11 protein-coding genes are annotated in these 15,542 nt (G+C 63.3%); 4 read left to right on the forward strand and 7 right to left on the reverse strand.

Going from position 1 to position 15,542, the window contains the following annotated elements; genetic code table 11:
* Positions 1-2: 2 nt before the first annotated feature.
* Both ACLRGI_RS14980 and ACLRGI_RS14985 read left to right on the forward strand, forming a co-directional pair.
* Positions 3-3,116 (forward strand): FAD-dependent oxidoreductase, encoded by a 3,114-nt coding sequence (locus ACLRGI_RS14980; protein ID WP_419202418.1) that lies wholly within the window; start codon positions 3-5, stop codon positions 3,114-3,116.
* Positions 3,113-4,873 carry an FAD-dependent oxidoreductase gene (locus ACLRGI_RS14985; protein WP_419202419.1) on the forward strand — a complete coding sequence of 587 codons (1,761 nt, stop codon included), beginning with the start codon at positions 3,113-3,115 and terminating at the stop codon, positions 4,871-4,873. The genes ACLRGI_RS14980 and ACLRGI_RS14985 overlap by 4 nt, the downstream gene beginning before the upstream one ends.
* 156 nt (positions 4,874-5,029) lie before the next feature.
* Here the strand turns inward: ACLRGI_RS14985 and ACLRGI_RS14990 are convergent, their stop codons facing one another.
* The 3 genes from ACLRGI_RS14990 to ACLRGI_RS15000 form a co-directional block, all read right to left on the reverse strand.
* Positions 5,030-7,213 carry a transglycosylase domain-containing protein gene (locus ACLRGI_RS14990; RefSeq protein WP_419202420.1) on the reverse strand — a complete coding sequence of 728 codons (2,184 nt, stop codon included), beginning with the start codon at positions 7,211-7,213 and terminating at the stop codon, positions 5,030-5,032.
* A gap of 107 nt (positions 7,214-7,320) precedes the next feature.
* Positions 7,321-7,821 (reverse strand): sensor histidine kinase, encoded by a 501-nt coding sequence (locus ACLRGI_RS14995; protein WP_419202421.1) that lies wholly within the window; start codon positions 7,819-7,821, stop codon positions 7,321-7,323.
* Between the two features lie 221 nt (positions 7,822-8,042).
* On the reverse strand, positions 8,043-8,630 hold the full coding sequence (locus ACLRGI_RS15000; protein ID WP_419202422.1) for a DinB family protein: 588 nt from the start codon (positions 8,628-8,630) through the stop codon (positions 8,043-8,045).
* 256 nt (positions 8,631-8,886) lie between these two features.
* Here ACLRGI_RS15000 and ACLRGI_RS15005 point away from each other — a divergent pair, with 256 nt between their 5' ends.
* Positions 8,887-9,198 carry a hypothetical protein gene (locus tag ACLRGI_RS15005; RefSeq protein ID WP_419202423.1) on the forward strand — a complete coding sequence of 104 codons (312 nt, stop codon included), beginning with the start codon at positions 8,887-8,889 and terminating at the stop codon, positions 9,196-9,198.
* A 106-nt stretch (positions 9,199-9,304) separates the two neighbouring features.
* Here ACLRGI_RS15005 and ACLRGI_RS15010 read toward each other — a convergent pair whose 3' ends face one another.
* From ACLRGI_RS15010 to ACLRGI_RS15025, 4 genes are read right to left on the reverse strand one after another with little or no spacing between them, the layout of a single operon-like run.
* A complete protein-coding gene (locus tag ACLRGI_RS15010) occupies positions 9,305-10,117 on the reverse strand; it encodes a bifunctional allantoicase/(S)-ureidoglycine aminohydrolase (protein ID WP_419202424.1) in 813 nt (270 codons plus the stop codon).
* Positions 10,118-10,131: 14 nt separating this feature from the next.
* Positions 10,132-11,394 (reverse strand): DUF6986 family protein, encoded by a 1,263-nt coding sequence (locus ACLRGI_RS15015; protein ID WP_419202425.1) that lies wholly within the window; start codon positions 11,392-11,394, stop codon positions 10,132-10,134.
* A 1-nt stretch (position 11,395) separates the two neighbouring features.
* Positions 11,396-12,994 (reverse strand): malate synthase A, encoded by a 1,599-nt coding sequence (gene aceB / locus ACLRGI_RS15020; protein ID WP_419202426.1) that lies wholly within the window; start codon positions 12,992-12,994, stop codon positions 11,396-11,398.
* A gap of 18 nt (positions 12,995-13,012) precedes the next feature.
* Positions 13,013-14,413 carry an NAD-dependent malic enzyme gene (locus ACLRGI_RS15025; RefSeq protein ID WP_159733163.1) on the reverse strand — a complete coding sequence of 467 codons (1,401 nt, stop codon included), beginning with the start codon at positions 14,411-14,413 and terminating at the stop codon, positions 13,013-13,015.
* Between the two features lie 221 nt (positions 14,414-14,634).
* Here ACLRGI_RS15025 and ACLRGI_RS15030 point away from each other — a divergent pair, with 221 nt between their 5' ends.
* Complete coding sequence (locus ACLRGI_RS15030; RefSeq protein ID WP_011776026.1) at positions 14,635-15,390, forward strand: IclR family transcriptional regulator; 756 nt, start codon at positions 14,635-14,637, stop codon at positions 15,388-15,390.
* The last annotated feature ends 152 nt before the right edge of the window (positions 15,391-15,542 follow it).

The following is a 15,542-nucleotide window of genomic DNA, read 5'->3' on the forward strand; positions in this document are numbered from 1 at the left end:
CCATGGTTTCCTCCACATCGGCAGCATCACCCCTGACCCTCGGCCGCAACGGCCGCACCCCCAAGACCCTCCGCAACCGCCTCGCTTCGGCCCCGATGGAACGCAATTACGGCACCACGGACGGCTTTATCACCGAGCAATACATCGACTACCTTGTGACGCGGGCCCGGGCCGGCCTCGGCATGGTCACCACCGAAGCCACCTATGTCCGGGCCGACGGTAAGGGCCGCACCCACCAACTCGGGCTGCACACTGATGACATGATCCCTGGCCTTCGCCGCCTTACCGACCGCTTGCACGCGGAAGGCGCGTTGGCCGCCGTCGAACTTAACCATGGTGGACGCACCGCGCAGTCCGCAGTTTCCGGCTTCAAGAACCTCGCCCCGTCTCCGGTTCCGTGCCCGACGGCGGGTGGCGAGGTTCCGCGGGAACTCACCGCTGCCGAGTGCTACGAACTGGTGGACGCCTATGCGGCCGCAGCGCGCCGGGCGGTTGCGGCAGGATTCGATGTGATCAACCTCCACGGCGCCCATGGTTACTTGATCCACCAGTTCATGTCGCCCATTTCGAACCTTCGCACGGACGAATTTGCGGCCCCGGAATTCTTCATGAACCTGGTCATCGACGCGGTCCGGGAGGCCGTTCCGGAGACGATCGTGGGCTTGCGGGTCTCCGTGCTTGAAGGCCCCGCCGACGGTATCAGCGCCGAACAGCAACTAGGTATCATCAGCAAGGCCCATCTGGACAAACTCGACTTCCTGGACCTTTCCGCGGGCAGCTACGACGCCGGCGAATGGATCGTGCAGTCGGGGGAGTGGAAGCCCGGAATCCTTGCCGAATACGCCAAGGCCTACCGCCAATTCGGGCTCCCGCTGGGCATGGCGGGACGACTCAACAGCCCTGAAATCATCGAGGAAGTGCTGTCCGAAGGGACGTGCGACTTCGTCAGCCTTGCCCGCGCCATCCATGCCGACCCCGCCTTTGTTGCCGGCGTGCTCAAGGGCGAACGCTACCGGCCCTGTATCGCCTGCAACGTGTGCATCGACAACCTGGGCCTCGGCCAAGTTACCTGCACGGTCAATCCTGCCGTGGGGCGTTCGCGGGTACCTGTTCCAACGCCAACTGTTCGTCCCTCGTCACGGGTGCTGGTGGTGGGCGCAGGTCCCGCCGGGCTCACCGCCGCCCGCGAACTCGCCCAAGCCGGGGCCCGCGTGACGTTGGTGGACGACGGCGTGCGGCCCGGCGGGCAGTTCGCCCTGGCCGAGCGCATGCGATCGACGCCGGACTTTCATCGCTTTGCGGACTGGTCCGGTGCGGAGAATGAGCGACTGGGGGTTGAGGTTCGCGTGGGAGCCCACGTTGACACATCCGACGCCGGTGCGCTGGCCCGCGCTCACGGCGTCGACGCTGTTGTTATCGCCACCGGAGGGCAACGTCCCAGCCCAGGGTTCATCGGTGCCGACTCACCGCACGTCTCAGACATCCGGGACTGGCTCGCCGCCCACCCGGAAGTACTCGACGGCGGCCTGTCCGGTCCCTCAGACAGCTCGGACAGCTTGGACGGCTTGGATGGCTTGGATGGCTTGGACGGCTTGGACGGCTTGGATGGCTTGGATGGCTTGGACAGCTCGGAGAGCTTGGACAGCTTGGACAGCGCGCCGGAGGCTGTGACCATTTGGGGCGCGGATTCTGTGGCAATGAGTGTGGCCGACACTTTGGCTTCACTCGGCACGGCGGTGCTGATCATCGGGCCGCAGGAGGTCCTGGCTCCTGAATCCGGCCGCCGGGCCAAGATCCTCGCTGTGCCGCGCCTTGAAGACAATCCGAAGGTGCGGATCTTCCTGTCCAGCACCATCGAGGAGTTTGACGGTTCCGGGGAGTTTGAGGGTTCCGGGAAGCTTGGCGGTTCCGGGGAACCTGGCCAAAATCGGGTACGGATCAGGCGCGCCGGTGTGGAGGACGAGTGGTTGGACGCACCAGGCGATCTCTTGGTTTCGCGCTCAGTGCTGCCGTTGGATGGTCCCCCGGCGTTGGAGGAACGGGAAATTGAGCTCAGCTTCGCCGCTTCCGTTCCCGTTGCCCTGGCCGGGACTGTCGTGGACAAGTCGCCGGCAATCGTATCCAACGCGGTCAAGAGCGGCTACGACGCAGCCCAACGAATTGCCGCCGCACTAGCTCGCACCGAGATCGCTGGAACGGTGCCGGATCGCCGGAGCGTTCCGGCGAATTCGCAGCATTCCGACGACTTCGCACATCAAGACTTCGCCGTGACCACGCAAACGCGTCGGCTGGGAATCGCCCAGCTGTCCCTCGTCGGAACCGCGCCGCCGGATTTGGTAACCATCGCGGCACAGGCAGGTTTCGACTTCATCGGAGCCAGGGTCCGGCCTGTCACCAGTGCCGAGCGGCCGTATGACCTTCAGCCAGGCTCCCCCATGCTCAAGAAGACGTTGGAGCGGATGGCCGATACAGGGATCACGGTTGAAGACATCGAGTTTTTGCTCCTGGACGGCACGGGGCTCCAGAACGGCCAGGACCAGCGCGAGGCTTGGCTGCGCATGATGGAGGCAGGTCAGGCCCTGGCTGCCTCCACCTTGACGGTTGCCTGTGCGGACCCGGATCTAGAACGCTTCGGTGATCACCTCGCGCAGATGACTGAGGATGGCAAGGCCTACGGAATCATGCCGACGTTGGAACCCATCGCCTACCAGTCCGTCCGATCAATCCCGCAGGCAGTGGCCTTGGCCCGGCAGGCGGGCTGCAAGATCGTGGTGGACGCCCTCCACGTTCATCGATTCGGCGGCACCTTGGCCCAACTTGAAGCAGCCGCGGATTTCGTTCCCTTGATCCAACTCTGCGACGGTCCCACTGCCGCCCCGGTAGGCAGGGAAGGGCTGATTGCGGAGTCGCGATCGGAGCGAGGTGTCCCGGGGGAAGGTGAATTCGACCTGGCGGGCATGCTCGCGGCGTTCTCTGCGGACACCCCTGTCAGTGTCGAAACACCATCCGACAGGAGAGTGGCTGCCATGGGCGAACTGGCGTGGGCAAGGCACCTCAAAGCAGCACTCAACACCTCAGCACACAAGACTTCGGAACTCAACGGGAGCATCAAGTGAACGGCAATTCATCCAACACCTTGGAGTGCGATGTCCTGGTTATCGGCTCAGGCGCCGGTGGACTTTCCACAGCGGTCACGGCAGCATTCCATGGCTTGAAAGTGGTCGTCGTTGAGAAGGCAAGCGTCTGCGGCGGTGCCACGTCCTGGTCTGGAGGCTGGGCCTGGGCACCAGGCAATCCACTAGCGAAAGCCGAAGGAGTCAGCGAGGACAAAGAAACCTTCCGAACCTACCTCCGCGGGGTTCTTGGCGACGACTACCAGGCCGAGAGGGTGGATGCCTTCCTCGAGGCGGCCCCGCACATGGTGGGCTTCTTCCACCACAAGACCTCCTTGCAATTGGTTCCCGGCAGCAAGATCAACGACGTCTACGGCAAACTCCCCGGTGCAGGCACCGGAAACCGTTCGGTCGGTCCCAAACCGCTGAACGCCCGCACCATCAAGCCGGGCCTCAGGGCCAAGATGCGCCACCAGCTCTACGAAACCTCGTTCCTGGGCATGGGAATCATGGCAGGCCCGGACCTCAGCAAGTTCCTGTCGGCTTCGCAGGGCAACCCCAAGGGTCTGTGTCACGCTGGCTGGCGCTTCGGTTTCCATGTACTGGACCTGCTGGCGCACCGCCGGAACATGCAACTGGTCAACGGTACGGCGCTGACCGGCAGGCTCTTGAAATCCGCGGATGATCTTGGCGTGGACATTCGGGTTTCCACGCCGGCCACAGCGCTGCTCAGCGATCAAAACGGCAAGGTGACCGGCGCCGTCGTGCGTTCTCCTGAAGGTGAGCTGCAGATCAACGCTCGACGCGGCGTCGTACTGGCGTCCGGTGGGTTCCCCAATGATGTTCAGCGGCGCAAGGAGCTCTTTCCCAAGACGCCCACGGGCCGGGAGCATTGGACGCTTTCCCCGCGCGAAACCACAGGTGATGGCATCAACCTGGCCCAAGCCGTGGGTGCCCGCTTCAAGGCGGAGGTGAAGTCGCCGGCCGCATGGTGCCCGGTGTCCCTGGTGCCTTACCGCAACGGCCGCACGGGGGTTTTCCCGCACATCATGGACCGCGCCAAGCCGGGCAGCATAGGTGTCCGAGCGGATGGGAAACGGTTCGTCAACGAGGCCAACGGCTACTACGACTATGTCGAAGCCCTGCTCGCCGCCACCCCTGAGGGCGAAACCGTGGAATCGTGGCAGATCGCCGACAGCCGGTTTGTCCGTAAATTCCCGCTGGGGATGGCCAAGCCTTTGCCTGTGCCGCTCTTCCCGTACCTGCGCTCGGGCTACCTCATCAAGGGGCGGACTCTGGAAGAATTGGCGACGAAATGCGGGATCGACCCCGCAGAGTTGCGCCGCACCGTGACGCGATTCAACGCCAATGCCCGCTCCGGCGTCGATCCTGACTTCGGCCGCGGCGAGACCGCTTTCAACCGTTACGGTGGCGACTCCACCAACCAGCCAAACCCGTCTTTGGGACCCATTGAAAAGGGGCCCTTCTATGCCGTGCGCATAGTTCCCGGAAGCTTCGGGACCTTCGCCGGCTTGGACACTGATGGCCGTGGCCGGGCAGTGAACCACAACCGCGAACCCATCGACGGGCTCTACGTCGTGGGCAACGACCAAGCCAATGTCATGGGCGGACACTACCCGGCGGGTGGCATCAACCTCGGCCCTGCCCTGACCTTTGGGTACATCGCGGGACGGGATCTCGCCGGCGTGCACACGTACGAGGATGACGGCACCCGCGCCGACGCGGAACTCGCGTTGTAGTTCGTTGTGGGGCCCGCTCTGCGTGTCTCGCGCACGAAATGCCACGCAGAGTAGGCCCCGCAACGAGGGGTGGGTTCGTTGTGGGGCCCGCTCTGCGTGCCTCGCGCACGAAATGCCACGCAGAGTAGGCCCCGCAACGAGGGGTGCAACGCAGCCTTAGCGCCCCGTCGGGGTCGGCGGCACGCTAGGCGCAGGGGAGGGTGGCGGGGCCGGTGCCACGAATGGCCCGCTCGGGTAGAGTGCCACGGCTTCCACCATGTAGTTGGCCCATTGCGGCCCGGCGATCATGTACCCGTCCAAGGACTTGTAGAACTTGCCGTTGATGGTGACGTTCTGCCCCGCCCTCTGCTGTCCCGCAGTGGTATCTCCAAAGAACGACGCCGTAGCGAGCGTTGTGGTGTAGCCGGCCACCCAGGTGGCGCCATTGTTGTTGGACGTGCCGGTCTTGGCGGCCACAGGGACCTTGGTGTGGACCTTTGGCTCGATGTAGACACCGGAGCCCACCTTGAGGACATCCTGCAGGACGGCATTCACGCCCCGTGCCACGGCTGGTTTCACGGCTTCCCGGCACTCCGGCGTTTGGGCTTCGTACTCCCTGCCTTGGGAATCGCTGATCCGGGTGATGGCGATGGGTTCACAGTACGTGCCGTCATTGGCAAACGTGGCGTAGGCGCTTGCAAGGACTAGTGGGGCCACGCCGATGGAGCCGAGGAGGTTACCGATCTGGTGCATGTTCACCGGAGCGTTGTCCAAGCCGCTGTGCAAGCCCACGGCGTCCACCATTTTCTGAATACCGCAGAAGTCCAATTGGGCCGCCGTAGCGAAAGTCGCGGTGTTAATGGAGTTATAGAGGCCGTAGTTGATGGGCATCGGGCGGTAGTAGCCGTCGTCATTATTTTGCAGGTCGTCGTCGGCACCCAGGTTCTGGGCCTTCTGGGCTGTGCTGTAACCGCCAAGGACCTTCCCGCAACTCGAACGCCAAGGGAAACCCACCGGGTACACCCTGCGGGAGGCGTCCACCGTGGCAGTGGGGTGCTTGCCCTCGTTAAGCCACTCGGCATAGATGAATGGCTTCATGGTGGAACCGGGCTGGAAACCGCCGGCGCCATTGAGGTCGTAGCCGTTCTCGTCTTTGGCATCAACGTTGAAATTCAGCTGGGTATCGTACTTGCCTTCCTGGGGCACGAACACCGTGTTTTGGGCCATCGCCAGGATCTTCCCGGTGCCCGGCTGAACAGTGGTCATCGCTGCGCCCCACTTGTCAGGGTTGGCTCCGGCGGAAGCGTCCACTTGTTGCTGGGCGACATTCTGCAGCCGACTATCCAGCGTTGTGGTGATGGTCAGGCCTCCGCGGTAGAGGAGCCGTTCACGTTCCTCCACGGTTGAACCGTAGGCCTCGTTGTTCAGGATCAGATGGGAGACGTAGTCGCAGAAGTACGTTGCAAACGCCGTGCCCGCGCACCCCTGCAGCGACGGCGTAATGTCCAGCTCAATGGGAGTGGCTATGGCTACTCCGTGGTCCACCGCAGTGATCATGCCCTGTTCCAGCATCCGATCCAGCACCAGGTTGCGGCGGTCGAGTGCAGCTTGGGGATCGGCGGTGGGGTCGTAAATACTGGGCCCATTGACCAAACCAGCCAGGAGCGCTGCTTGGGGCAAGGTCAGATCCATGGCTGAGGTGCTGAAGAAGTAGCGGGATGCAGCTTCAATTCCGTAGGCGTTCCGGTTGAAGAACACGATGTTCAAGTAGCCCTCAAGGATTTGCTCCTTGTTGAAGCGCTTCTCCAGTTCCAGGGCCAGCTTGATTTCACGCAGCTTGTCGCCCACTGTCTTCTGGCCGCTGAGCACGACGTCCTCGGGCCGACCCTCGGACAGGCGGGATTCGTTGAGCACATTGGTGACGTACTGCTGGGTGAGGGTGGAGGCGCCTTGCCGGGTGCCTTGGGTCAGGTTGGAACTCAGCGCCCGCATGATGCCCTGGGCGTCCACGCCCGCATGCTCGTAAAAGCGGCTGTCTTCGATCGCGATAATCGCCTCACGGATGAACGGGGACATCTCGTCCAACGGGACCTTTACCCGATTCTCGGCGAAGAAGGTGGCTATGAGTTGTCCGTCTGCAGAGACCACGGTGCTGGAAAGCGAGGGGGAATCGACGTCAAGCTCTGCCGGCAGGCTTTGATAAAACCCTACGGACCCACCCACCGTGGTGCTGGTGAAGGCAACCACAGGGGCCAGGAATCCAGTGATCAACACCCCGCAGAGAGCGCTCACGAAGAAGAACCCGAAGACCCTCAAGAGGACCTTGCCCAGACCGATCTTTGGACCCTTGTTCCGCACCATTTTCGTGCCACTCCCTAGGGATGCCAGGCTGAAAAGTAGCTACAGAATACGTCCGCCGACGCTGCGTTGCTATGGCTCGGCCGCCCGAAAATGGTTCCAAATCGGACTCAATCCAGCGGCAGCGTAACCCGCACACTGGTGCCCCGCCCAACAGCAGAATCGATGTCTACCGTCCCACCGGCGTCGTGCACTGCTATGGACATCAGCAGCAGTCCAAAACCGTGCCGCCGGCCACTGGGCGCCGCGTGGATTTCGAAGCCGCTGCCGTCGTCCGTGATGGTGAGTTGGATGCCGTGGTAGACGGCGTTCAGCCGGACAGTGAGCTCGCTGGCTTGTGCGTAGTTGAGGGTGTTGCTGAACGTCTCCTGCGCCACGTGATACAGCAGGGCGGCGGCGGAAGAGGAGATCTCGATGCCGTGATGGGGAGTGTGCCAGTGCACCGTGACGCCTTCGCGCCGGAGCGGTGCGGCGAGCCGGTCGATGCATCCTGCAACACCCAGCGCGTAGAAATCCACGGGGTGCTGGTCCTGGATGATGCCCTTGACGGAAACCACCTCGGTGAGTGCTGATGCCTGTTCCATTGCTTCCCCCACATTGTCGTGTTTCATACTGGAAATTCGGTGCCGAGGCCCCTGAGTATGGGTGCTTCGTCTGCTTCCAGCGTGGCGCTGCTATATCAAGGAACCTTTTCGATTGGCTCAAGTTCGCATCAAGTTTGCGGGCAGCCTTTTAGCGCCCGACGGCGGCACGTTGCGTACCGCCGTCGGGCGCCGTGGCTTCCTGTATCTCTGACAAAGGGGCCGGTTACTCCCAGGGATGATGCGAAGGTTTACGCGGTGGTTTTGCCCGCTTCCAATGCCGCCTGTTCAATGTGGGCGCAGTGGGCTGCCCATTCCTCGAAGGAGCGGGCAGGGATGTTCGGATCGCCAGGCCTCTGCCCGATGTTGCCGTCGATGAGCTCGCGGATGATGTCCGCGTGCCCTGCATGCCTGGACGTCTCCACGCACATGTGAACCAGAATTTGGTGAAGCGTTACGTTCTTCTTTTCCTCCGACCACCATGGCACAACACCCGGGGCATCAAGGGGGAGGGCCTCGATGGTCTCATCGCTGTGCTTGGCGGAAAAATGGTGAAGCTCCAGGATTTCCTCACGGCTCTCGGCTGCCGGAACCCACATATCGGAGTCCGGTGCCGCATCATCGTCAAACCAAGGCAGGTCCCTGCCGCTTGGCCGGCCAAAGGTCTCCCCGAAATACCCCAGCTCCACACTGGCTACGTGCTTGACCAGGCCCAGGAGATTGGTGCCCGTGGGTGTCATGGGCCTGCGGGCATCGTACTCACCCAGCCCGTCCAATTTCCCGAGCAGGTCCGTCCGCCGGTTGCGCAAGTAAGTGAGCAGCGTCGCTTTGTCATCCATGGTGAGGACTCTACCGAAGGGGTCCGACACTCCCGGTGCTGCAAGGTCTCCTATGGCGGAACAGCGCGAATGCAACAGTGAACCATGGCCACAGAAGACGATGTCCGACGCATCTGCCTGAGCATGCCCGGAGTGACGGAGCGCCTCAGATGGGGCCAGAACGCATTGACGTCGACGAGCTCGACGAACTGCTGCAAGAGTCGCACAGAATCGCGGCTACTCAGTTGCGTGCTCGCGCTCCGCTAGACTCGGCCGCATGGGGGAACACAACACACTTGGGGAACAGAACACACCGCAGCCTGCGCGCAGAGTCTCTGCCGTCGTCTTGCCTTTGCTGGGGCTTATCGCGGTGATCGTGGGGCTGATCGTGGCGTTCAGCAACCAAAGCACGGACTTTGGCTTCGTTGCCTATGCGCCGCTGAGCGACCCGCTCTTCTTGGGCAACGGTGTGACTATGGTCAGCCAAGCCAGTCAGGTGGGGCTCGCTGTGGCGGTCCTTGGCCTGATTGTCCTCGCGTTTTGGGCCGGGCTCAGAATTGGCCGGCGCGGAAGCCACCAAAACAGCTGAGTTCGCCGGCCCCGCACCGAAACCGCCCTAAAAACGCGAAATCGCCGGAAGGCTCCCAACGAACTGGCAGCATTCCGGCGATCTCGGCGCACAAGGGAAGCAAAGACTAGGTGAGCTTCACCTGGCGGTTCATGTCCTTGTACAGCAGGTAACGGAACTCGCCCGGGCCACCGGCGTAGCAAGCCTGCGGGCAGAACGCACGCAGCCACATGAAGTCGCCGGCTTCCACCTCAACCCAGTCGTTGTTGAGCAGGTACATGGCCTTGCCCTCGAGGACGTAGAGTCCGTGCTCCATGACGTGGGTCTCCGGGAAGGGGATCACGCCGCCGGGCTGGAAGGTGACGATGTTGACCTGCATGTCGTGGGCCAGGTCGCTGGAATCGGTGAAGCGCGTGGTCTTCCAGACGTCATCCGTGTCAGGCATGGAGGTGGGTTCCACGTCCTTCTCGTTGGTGACGAAGGACTTGGCTTCGAAACCTTCCAGGCGCTCGTAGGCTTTGCGGATCCAGTGGAAGGACACGATGTCGTTGGACACGTTCTCCAGGCCCCACTCGGCGCCGGCTGCGAGGTACGCGTAGCCGCCCTCTTCGAGGGGGTGCAGCTCGCCGTCGAGGGTCAGGTTGACTTGGCCCTTGGTGACGAAGATGACGCCTTCGACGCCGGACTCGAACTCCGCCTTGGGAGCCCCGCCGCCCGGAGCGATCTCCACGATCAGCTGGGAGAACGTGGTGGCGAAGCCGGAGATCGGTCGCGCGATGATCCACGAGCGCGTGTTGGTGAAGCCCGGCAGGTTGCTGGTGACGATGTCCGTCATGACGCCCTTGGGGATCACCGTGTACGCCTCGGTGACGATGGCCCGCTCTGTGGTGAGGTGGGTCTGAGGCGGCAGGCCGCCCTGCGGGTAGTAGTACTTGCCCATGCGAAATGCTCCTATCAGTGGGAAGTCGGTTGCGCGAGCCGCGGGTGCGCCAGTGCGGTCAGCTGTGAAAGTTCGACGCCGGCAAGCGCCTTGACCTCGTCGGTCCCCACTGCGCCGCACTGGACGCCGCGGAGGACGAAGCCGGCGAGGGCCCGGGCGGTGGCGGGCTCGTCCATGACGCCGCCTTCGGTGCGCTCCACGTAGTTGCGCAGGCGCAGCGCCGCTGCGGGGAGGCCTTCGCGGTAGAAAGCGTACGACGCCGAGAAACGGCTGGGGAGCTGGGCGGCGTGGAGATCCCAGCCCTGGTAGTAGCCGTTTTCCAGGGAGCGACGAACCAAGCGGCCGTGCAACTTCCAAGCATCTTCCACGGCATCGCCCACGGGGATGATGTTGGTGGAACCGTCGGAGAGGCGGATGCCCGTTCCGGCGACGGCGAGCTGCATGACTTCCTTGGCGAAGTCGGCCACGGGGTGCTCCATGGACTGGTATTCCGCGGAGATTCCCAGTGAAGCGCTGTAATCGTACGTCCCGTAGTGCAGGGCGCTGATGCGGCCCGGAACAACATGGGGGAGTTGGGCTACAGGCGAGGTTCCGTCAGCACCGATAATGAGCTGCGGAGTTTCCACCTGCACTTCGAAGCGGAGCCGGCCGGCGGGAAGCCCGTGGACTTCCTCAAGGCGGGACACTGCGAAGTCCATCGCCTGGACCTGGGCCACCGCGGTGACCTTGGGCAGGGTGAGGATCAGGCCGGCGGGGAGTTCGCCTGCCTCAGCCAGCGTGGACACGAACAGGTCCAGTGTCTTCAGGCCGCGTGCGCGGGTGGGTGCTTCGAAGCACTTGAAGCGGATGCCGATGAACGGCGGAGCTGTTCCGGCCGCAACCGCAGCTGCAACGGCGTTGGCGGCAGCCACGGCGTCGGCGTCTTCAGCCTCATCGCCGCGATTACCGTAGCCGTCTTCGAAGTCCAAGCGGAGGTCCTCGATCGGTTCAGCAGCCAGCTTGGAAGCCACCCGGGAGGCAACAGCTGCTGCCAAATGAGACTCCTGGCCCAACAGCCGGCCCAGCTTTTCCAATCCGCCGTGGCCTTCCGCCGTCGCGAGTGCCTGCGCACCCCAGTCCGCCACGAAGGTGGGCGTGAAGCGGTCGGCCGGGATGTAGACGGTGTGGATGGGCTGGCGCGAGCCGTCGTCGCCGGGGTAGTTGCGGTCCAGCAACTGGTCCGTCGCCTCGAGCTGCGACTCGATGTGAGCCAGGTCAGACGAAGAGAATGAGCCCATCTCAGCCCACCAGCTCGTACGCCGGCGTGGTGAGGAAGTCCGTGTAATCGTCGGACAAACAAATGTCTTCGATCAGCTTGGACGCAGGCTCGTAGTACTTCGCGAAGTTCTCGTCGCCGAATTCGATGCGCAGGCGCTCGGTTTCTTCGCCCAGGATGCGGGTGACCAGTTCGCGGGTCACGGTGTTGCCCGTGTCCGCCAGGACGGACTTGTTGCGCAGCTGCTGCCACACCTGTGAACGGGAGATCTCCGCCGTCGCGGCGTCTTCCATCAGGTTGTGGATGGCGACGGCACCGCTGCCGGAAATCCAGACGCCCGTGTAGGCGACGGCGACGTACAGGTTCAGCCGCAGGCCGGCTTCGGTCACGGTGCCGCCGGCGGATGCGACGTCGATCAGCTGCTCGGGGGTGACGCTCACCTCGGGGCGCTGCTTGTCCAGCTGGTTGGGACGGTCGCCAAGTACCGAGTCAAAGACTTCGCGGCAGGTGGAGACCAGGTCCGGGTGCGCAACCCACGAGCCGTCAAAGCCATCGTTTGCCTCGCGGGTCTTGTCGGCGCGGACCTTGTCGAAGGCTGCGGCGGTGACGTCCGGCTGCTTGCGGTTGGGGATGACGGCGGCCATGCCACCCATGGCGAAGGCGCCGCGCTTGTGGCAGGTCTTGACCAGGAGCTCGGTGTAGGCGCGCATGAACGGAGCGGTCATGGCAACGGTGGCGCGGTCAGGCAGGACGAACTCTTCGCCGGCATCACGGAAGTACTTGATGATGCTGAAGAGGTAGTCCCAACGGCCTGCGTTCAGGCCGGAGGCGTGGTGGCGCAGTTCGTAGAGGATCTCGTCCATCTCGAACGCTGCCGGGATGGTCTCGATGAGGACCGTGGCGCGGACGCTGCCCTGCGGGATGCCGAGGAAGTCCTGTGCGAACACGAAGACGTCGTTCCAGAGGCGGGCCTCCAGGTGGCTCTCCATCTTGGGCAAGTAGTAGTACGGGCCATGACCGTTGAGGAGCAACTGCTTGGCGATGTGGAAGAAGTGCAGGCCGAAGTCCACCAGCGCACCCACCGCGGGTTCGCCGTCGATCAGCAGGTGGTTTTCTTCCATGTGCCAGCCGCGCGGGCGGGCCACTACGACGGCCAAGGGAGCATCGGTGCGGAGACGGTATTCCTTGCCCTCGGGCGAGGTGTAGCTCAGGGTGCCCTGCGCGGCGTCGCGGAGGTTCAGGATGGCGTCGATGACGTTGGGCCACGTGGGCGTGCTGGCGTCTTCGAGGTCCGCCAGCCACACCTTGGCGCCGGAGTTGAGGGCATTGATGGCCATCTTGGCCGGGGTTGCCGGGCCGGTCATTTCAACGCGGCGGTCCTGCAAAGCTGCCGGTGCCTCGGCAACTTTCCAGTCGCCGTCGCGGATTTCCTGGGTTTCCGGAAGGAAGTCCAGGCGGCTGGTGTCAGCAACCTTCTGGCGCTTTACGCCGCGGGCTTCCAGCAGTTCGTTGCGGGTCCCGGCAAAGCGCTTGTGCAGTTCCTCGATGAAGGCCAGCGCCTTGGGGGTGAGGATTTCCTCGGCGCGATCGATCGGCCGGGGATCGGTGACTGTGATAGCCATGTGAGCGGATTCCTTTTTCTAGAGTGCGCTGGCGGCGTTGGCGTGCGCAGCGTTGGCTACGGCGGTCGCAACGTCGGCGGCAACATGGGGATCGAAGACGCTGGGGATAATGTAACTCGCGTTGAGCTCATCGTCAGCCACCCGGTTGGCAATTGCCTCGGCGGCGGCCACCAGCATGTTCGGTGTGATGTCAGAAGCGCCGGCGTCCAGCAGGCCCCGGAAGAAGCCCGGGAAGGCCAGCACGTTGTTGATCTGGTTGGGGAAGTCGCTGCGACCGGTGGCGACCACGGCTGCGTGCTTGGATGCAACAACCGGATCAATTTCCGGCGTCGGGTTGGCCATGGCGAACACGATTGCGTTCTCAGCCATTGAAGCAACCTGCTCTTCGCCGATCACGTGCGGGGCGGAGACACCGATGAAGACGTCCGCTCCCTTGAGGGCGTCGTGCAGGGTTCCGGAGAAGCCTTCTTCGTTGGTGTTCGCGGCGATCCAGCTGCGGTGCTCGTCGCCGTATTCCTCGCCGGAGTGGATGGCGCCGGAACGGCCGGCGGCGATGATGTGCTGCGCGCCCTGGGCCTTTAGGAGCTGGATGATGGCCGAGCCGGCGGCGCCGACGCCCGAAACCACGATCTTCACCTCGGAGAGCTTTTTGTCCACCACGCGGAGGGCGTTGACCAAGGCCGCGAGGGTAACAATCGCGGTGCCGTGCTGGTCATCGTGGAACACCGGGATGTCCAGCTCTTCGCGGAGTCGGTTCTCGATTTCGAAGCAGCGCGGTGCGGCGATGTCTTCGAGGTTGATGCCGCCGTAGACGGGGGCCATGGCCTTGGCGATCATGATGATTTCTTCGGTGTCCTGGGTGTCCAGGCAGACCGGCCAGGCGTCCACGTTGGCGAACTGCTTGAAGAGCGCAGCCTTGCCTTCCATCACGGGAAGGGCAGCGGCGGGGCCGATGTTGCCCAAGCCCAGGACAGCCGAGCCGTCGGTGAGGACGGCGATGGTGTTGCGCTTGACCGTGAGGTTGCGGGCCGCGGCCGGGTCTTCTGCTATAGCCATGCAAACACGGGCGACGCCGGGAGTGTAGGCACGCGAGAGATCGTCACGGTTGCGCAGGGCTACTTTGGGGACGACCTCGAGCTTGCCGCCGAGGTGCATGAGGAAGGTGCGGTCCGAGACGTGCTGGACGGTGACGCCGTCGAGCGCGTTCAGGGCGTCCTTGACGCGGGCTGCATGGTCGTCATCGGTGGTGTTGCAGGTGACGTCAACAACGATCGTCTCGTGGTGGGATTCCGTGACGTCCAGCGCGGTGATTGCTGCACCGGCTGCGCCGACGGCTGCTGCCAGTTCGCTGGTAGCGGTGAAGCTCGACGGTGCGGCGACGCGCAGGGTGATCGAGTTTCCGGGGCTCGGATTCGCCATTGAAATTCCTCCTGTAAGGCCCGTTCCCGGGCCGCCGTTCCAAACTGAATGTTTTCGTATTATGGATATTATTATCTACAAAGTGGAAACACAACCCCTTGCTTGGTCATGATCGGTGTCATCGCGCAGGTGGACGCTGTGCTGTATGTTGGGTGTTCTAAGCAATTCTTTTCACGATGCGGATAAGAGTTGTCGGAATCTGAGTCATTGGAGACAAGGGAATGGCTGAAAAAGCCTCCGGAGGCGTGCAGTCCGTTGAGCGCGTCTTTGAACTGTTGGAACTGATCACGGATGCAGGTGGCGATGTCACCCTGAGCGAGCTCTCGTCATCCACTGACCTGCCCTTGCCCACCATCCATCGCCTTTTGAGGACCCTGGTGTCCCTGGGCTACATCCGCCAACTGCCCAACCGCCGCTATGCCCTGGGCCCTCGGCTCATCCGGCTCGGCGAAGGTGCCAGCAAGCAGCTCGGTGCAGTGGCCCGGCCGCAGTTGAAGACCCTCGTGGAACGCCTTGGCGAGACCTCCAACATGGCCGTGCTTGATTCGGACATGGTCATCTACGTTGCCCAGGTCCCGTCCATGCACTCCATGCGCATGTTCACCGAGGTTGGCCGCCGCGCCCACACGCACGATACCGGGGTGGGTAAAGCCATCCTGGCCCAGCTGGACGACGAAGTGGTCCGCGGCATTGTGGCCCGCACCGGCATGCCCACTCCCACAGCCAAGAGCATCGGGGACATCGACTCCCTTCTGGCTGACCTGAAGCTCATCCGCGAACGCGGCTACTCCATTGACGAGGAAGAGCAGGAGCTCGGCGTCCGCTGCTTCGCCATGGCCGTGCCCAACGCGCCCACTCCCACCGCGATCTCCGTCTCCGGTCCGATCACCCGTGTTGACCAGAGTTTCGCCGATCGCGCCGTGCCCATGCTTCGTGAGGCCGCTATGGCGATCTCCGCGGAGCTCAACCAGAACTAGTACTCACCCCCGGCCTCCCGGCTCCCGCCGAGTTGGCACTTAATGCCCATGTTTCCCAAAAACATGGGCATTATTTGTCGTCTCGGGACGCGACAAAGGCGGCAGCGTCCCCCAAGGAAACGCTGCCGCCTACTGTCATTCGCCCGGTTAGC

This window comes from Paenarthrobacter sp. PPS72, from assembly GCF_048537125.1.
Lineage (GTDB): Bacteria > Actinomycetota > Actinomycetes > Actinomycetales > Micrococcaceae > Arthrobacter > Arthrobacter nitroguajacolicus_E.